Source organism: Thermus sp. (assembly GCF_037444525.1).
GTDB lineage: Bacteria > Deinococcota > Deinococci > Deinococcales > Thermaceae > Thermus.
Window position 1 is genome coordinate 1 of the sequence record NZ_JBBIMD010000098.1, and the last position, 4,140, is coordinate 4,140.

Genomic DNA, 4,140 nt, shown 5'->3' on the forward strand with positions numbered 1-4,140 from the left:
CCTAAATGCCCGGTCGGACGCCCCCGACCCGGCAAAAACCCAAGGCCCCGTGGTGTAGTTGGTTAACACACCCGCCTGTCACGTGGGAGATCGCGGGTTCGAGTCCCGTCGGGGCCGCCACGCCGAGGTAGCTCAGTTGGTAGAGCATGCGACTGAAAATCGCAGTGTCGGCGGTTCGATTCCGCCCCTCGGCACCAAAAGCCCCCCTTTTTGGGGGGCTTTGGCTTTCTCCGGGGTTTTCTGCTAAACTCCCCCTTGGGGGGTGAAAGCCAGGAAGAAAGGGCAAAAGCCTCTGGGGGCGCATTCAAGGGTGCATTTGGGCGGCAGATTCTCGGCATAGATTGGGCCCATGTATTCGCAGAGGATGTTCAACCAAGTGTATTGGGGACCTCGAGGGGAAGCCCTATTCCCCCTGGGTTTTCTTATTTCCCTTTAAGATTCCCGCCCACAACCAAGCACGGCTTACCCCCCATCCCAGCTGGCGCAGGGCGTGCTAGGCTGGGAGCATATATTCTCCCTTGTCCAAAATATCGTGTGGGGAATGGCAGTTTTCACCATGCCGATACTTATTTCTCCCCTCTTGACAGTATTGACAGACCTCCCTAAAGTAAAAGGCAAGCAAACGGGGACGAACCCCCGGATGCAGGAAAAAGAGGGATGAAGATGAAGAAGCTGATCGCGTGTGTTGGTTCTTCTCGGCAGCTTGATCGCTCTTGGGCTTGCGGCTGGGGCTTCTGTGCACTGGGAGTAAAGCAAAAAGGCCAGGAACCTGGCCTTTTTTCTTTTGCCCCATAGGGGCCCCTATTTTGTGCTAGGCTTTGGTTAGGATGACCCCTAACCCGAGTAATCCGGAGGTATCCCCCTTTAAGCTACATTATTTCATCATTGGGGTTTTCTTGGGCTTTCTTTTTGTTGAGGGCTGCCTCATTTTTAGCTTCCGGAACGAACCCCTCAGATACGCCCTCTGGGAAATCCTCTTTTGGGGGCTACTGCTTTACTGGAGCGTCCGGGTTAGAATACACCTCCCCTTTCAAGCCAGCATGAGTCAACTTTTCGTTTTTGCTTTAGCAATGTTTGTGCTCTTTCCCTTGTGGATAGTACCCATTCTTGTTGTGCTCTTTCAAGGGGGTGGTAACAAGTGGTACAAACAACTATTTAATCGTTCTCAAGATGCCCTAGCCTCGGCGGTGGCAGGCCTGGTTTGGCATTTTTTCACCCAAAACCCCCTCTACCTTGGCCAATGAAACCTAAGCGCTGGGGTCAGCATAACTTTAGCTGCTTTGGCTTTTTTCGCTATCAACACCTCGTTGGTCACCACGGCCATCCACCTTGACTCGGGCACCCCGTGGAAGGAAGTCTGGCGCAAAAACATCAAATGGCTTGCCCTTAGCTATCTTCTCCTCTCCCCCCTCGCCCTCCTCCTCGCCCGGGCCTACGAAATCCCCCTCATCGGCAACTGGGGGGGTGGACGGTCCTCCTCTTTTTGGTGCCCCTCTACTACAGCCGCTACTATTGGGACGAGAAGGTGCGCCTGGAGCAGGCCTTTGACACCACCTTGGAAGTCCTCATGAACGCCCTGGAGGCCAAGGAGAAGCAAACCCGCATGCACTCCGAGCGCGTGGCCGACATCGCCCGCGACCTGGCCAAAGCCCTCTACAACGACGAGGCCAAGACCCAGGAGACCTACCGGGCGGCCAAGCTGCACGATATCGGCAAGATCGCCATCCCCGAGGCGGTCCTTCTCAAACCGGGTGTGCTCACCCAAGACGAGCTGGAACTCATCCGAAGCCACCCCAAGAAAGGGGCCGAGCTCCTTTCCCCCGCCAAGAAGGTGGCCTTTGACCAGCTCGTGTACAACGTCATCCTCTACCACCACGAACGCTGGGACGGCCGGGGCTACCCCGAGGGCCTTGCGGGACAGGATATCCCCGAGGAAGCTCGCATCGTGGGCCTGGCGGACGCCTACGAGGCCATGACCGCAGGCCGCCCCTACCGGGAAGCCAAGTCCCCGGAGGAAGCCCTAAAGGAGGTGCAGGAACTCTCAGGAATCCAGTTTGACCCTAAGCTGGCCCGGCTCTTTACCACGCTCTGGCACCAAAACCCCATCTGGCGCGACCGCGAGGCCTACCTGGCCGCAAAGGAGGGATCGGTATCACCCTCTACCTTGCCGCAGCTCTCTTTGGAATCGTCCTCGCCATCGTCCTCGGAGCCCAGCCCAAGGACCTCGGAGAGCTAAACCTCCGGGCTCCCTGGGCCTTCCTCCTGGCCGCCTTGGCCGAGGGGGGATTGGCCTACGGCACCTACCGGGGCCTTTCCGCCCCGGAGTGGGCGGGGCCTTTGGCCAAAGCCCTGGTCCTCCTTCTCGTGGGCTATGGGCTTTACCAAAACCGGCATCTGAAAAGCCTCTACCTGGTTCTCCTGGGCCTTGCCCTGAACGCCCTGGTCATCTTCGCCAATGGGGGCCATATGCCAGTAAGCGTCCAGGCCTTAGAAAGGGCGGGGGTGGAGGGGTGGGAGGAGATCCTGAAGGAGCGAAAAGACGCGGTGCACACCCTCCTGGACGATTCCACCCGCCTCCCCTTTCTAGGGGACACCATAGCCCTGCCCCCCCTGCGCAAGGCCGTGAGCCCGGGGGACCTCTTCATTCTCTTAGGCCTCATGGGGGTGGTGGTGGAGGGGGCCCTTGGCCCTTTAGGGCCAAGGCCTAGCCCCTTCCGCCTGGGGCTGGCCCTGAGCCTCCTCCTCCTCGCTGCTCTTTGGGCCTTGGGTTTGGTGTAGTGTATAGTTCGCTGAGGGGTATGCGCCCCGTCAAGGAGGCCAGTTCATGGGGTACCGCATCTGCTTAATAGAAGGCGACGGCATCGGCCATGAGGTGATCCCGGCGGCCCGGGCCGTGCTGGAGGCCACCGGGCTCCCCCTGGAGTTCGTGGAGGGGGAGGCGGGCTGGGAAACCTTTGAGCGAAGAGGAACCTCCGTCCCCGAGGAGACGGTGGAAAAGATCCTCTCCTGCCACGCCACCCTCTTCGGGGCCGCCACCAGCCCCACCCGCAAGGTGCCAGGGTTTTTCGGGGCCATTCGCTACCTGAGGCGTAGGCTGGACCTCTACGCCAACGTTCGCCCGGCCAAAAGCCGCCCCATCCCCGGAAGCCGGCCTGGGGTGGACCTGGTCATCGTGCGGGAGAACACGGAAGGGCTTTACGTGGAGCAGGAGCGCCGCTACCTGGACGTGGCCATCGCAGACGCGGTCATCTCCAAAAAAGCCAGCGAGCGGATCGGTCGGGTGGCCTTGAAGATCGCCGAAAGTCGGCCCCGCAAAACCCTCCACATCGCCCACAAGGCCAACGTCCTCCCCCTCACCCAGGGGCTTTTCCTAGACACGGTGCGGGAGGTGGCCAAGGACTTCCCTCTGGTCAACGTCCAGGACATCATCGTGGACAACTGCGCCATGCAACTCGTCATGCGCCCGGAGCGCTTTGACGTGATCGTCACCACCAATCTCCTGGGGGATATCCTCTCCGACCTCACCGCGGGGCTTGTGGGAGGCCTGGGCCTGGCCCCTTCCGCCAACATCGGGGACACCACCGCGGTCTTTGAGCCCGTGCACGGCTCCGCCCCAGACATCGCGGGGAAGGGCATCGCCAACCCTACGGCCACCATCCTCTCCGCGGCCATGATGCTGGACTACCTGGGGGAAAAGGAGACGGCCCGCAAGGTGGAGCGGGCGGTGGACCTGGCCCTGGAAGAAGGCCCCCGCACCCCCGACCTGGGAGGAAACGCCACCACCCAGGCCTTCACGGAGGCGGTCATCCGGGCGCTAGGGCAGGTGTAAGGCAAGGGGCGTCCACAAAACCCCAGGGGGTTTCCTGGGGGCTTTGTGGTATATTGGCCCCATGCAGGGGCCAACCCGGAGGGCATGGCCACAAGGAAGACCGCCCTTGTTGGGCCCTTGTGAGGGTGTTCGCGCTATGCTATTTGCCAAAAGGGTGTGAGGTTGGTCGTGTAAGGAATTATGTGTAAGGGTATGTGTATGAATGGGGGTACCAACGGGAGAGGAGGTACCCCATGGATCAGGATACCCTCCAGATGATCTTGAGGGAAGCAGTGAGGGAAACGGTAACCCAGGTTCTGCAGGCCCTGCTC

General features: G+C 60.4%; 2 protein-coding genes, 2 tRNA genes and 1 pseudogene. All 5 read left to right on the plus strand.

Going from position 1 to position 4,140, the window contains the following annotated elements; genetic code table 11:
* The first annotated feature begins 43 nt into the window (after window positions 1-43).
* The 5 genes and pseudogenes from WKI94_RS11495 to WKI94_RS11515 all read left to right on the plus strand — a co-directional run bounded on the left by WKI94_RS11495 (window position 44) and on the right by WKI94_RS11515 (window position 3,829).
* Window positions 44-120: transfer RNA gene (locus WKI94_RS11495), tRNA-Asp, on the plus strand.
* Window position 121: 1 nt separating this feature from the next.
* A tRNA-Phe gene (locus WKI94_RS11500) sits at window positions 122-197 on the plus strand.
* A gap of 630 nt (window positions 198-827) precedes the next feature.
* Window positions 828-2,236: pseudogene (locus tag WKI94_RS11505) on the plus strand (HD-GYP domain-containing protein).
* Window positions 2,237-2,286: 50 nt separating this feature from the next.
* Entirely contained in the window at window positions 2,287-2,778 is a 492-nt protein-coding gene (locus tag WKI94_RS11510) for a DUF5317 domain-containing protein (protein ID WP_337845867.1), read from the plus strand.
* A gap of 46 nt (window positions 2,779-2,824) precedes the next feature.
* Complete coding sequence (locus WKI94_RS11515) at window positions 2,825-3,829, plus strand: homoisocitrate dehydrogenase (RefSeq protein WP_337845868.1); 1,005 nt, start codon at window positions 2,825-2,827, stop codon at window positions 3,827-3,829.
* Window positions 3,830-4,140: the final 311 nt, after the last annotated feature.

What these genes read in the sequence shown, in the direction of transcription:
- WKI94_RS11515 (WP_337845868.1), top strand. Translation starts at nt 2,825, where the DNA reads ATGGGGTACCGCATCTGCTTAATAGAAGGCGACGGCATCGGCCATGAG.